Annotated in this window: 1 protein-coding gene; it reads left to right on the top strand. The window is 61.2% G+C overall.

What is annotated here, in order from left to right; genetic code table 11:
* Positions 1 to 490 (top strand): outer membrane protein assembly factor BamB family protein (locus CWO89_RS44835; protein ID WP_165421631.1); only part of this gene is annotated, 490 nt, incomplete at its 5' end.
* Between the last annotated feature and the right edge of the window lie 271 nt (positions 491 to 761).

The following is a 761-nucleotide window of genomic DNA, read 5'->3' as shown; positions in this document are numbered from 1 at the left end:
CCTGGAGAACACCTGCGGAGGCTTCTCTGGCGAGAAGGTGGCGCTCGTTCCAGGCCAGCTCTGGCTTGGCACCAAGCCGGAAGATATCGGTCTGACGGTGCGCCCGGGCGCCACTCACATGGGCGAGCTGCAGGCCTGGGACCCGGCAACCGGCAAGAAGGTCTGGTCGCACACCTTCTCGAAGTCGCAATTGTTCGGTTCGGTGCTGGCGACCGCGGGCGATCTGGTCTTTGCCGGCGGCACCAACGATCGCAACTTCCGCGCCTTCGATGCCAAGAGCGGCGAACTGTTGTGGGAGCAGAAGACCAATTCCGGCATCATGGGCATGCCGGTTTCCTATGAGGTCGACGGCACGCAATATATCGCGATCCAATCCGGCTGGGGCGTCGATGCGCAGCGCATCCAGGATGCCTTGGCCACCCAGAATGTCGGCGTGGAGAACAATGTTCCCCAGGGCGGTGTCGTCTGGGTGTTCGCGGTCAAGAAATAGCCGCGCGGGAACGGCTGCAAAAAAGGCGGCGGGCCGAAAGGTCCGCCGCTTCCGTTTCAGCGCGATGACTTTCTTCGAATCGTCATCCTCTCTCATCGGCTCCCAACCTTGCCGGATCAAGCCCTCAAGCGTTTCGAGCGAAGTGGAACCGAGCTGCACGCGAGAAGGTCAAACGTCATGGCCAAACTACTTGCCCATCCGTTCGACCTTGCCTTTCTCCTTCACGTTCATTTCCTTCACCGTCGGATCGCGGCTGCCTTCGCCAGTGGTC

Origin of the sequence: Bradyrhizobium sp. Leo170 (assembly GCF_004296405.1) — a bacterium.
Lineage (GTDB): Bacteria > Pseudomonadota > Alphaproteobacteria > Rhizobiales > Xanthobacteraceae > Bradyrhizobium.
This window is presented reverse-complemented; position numbering and strand designations above follow the sequence as displayed.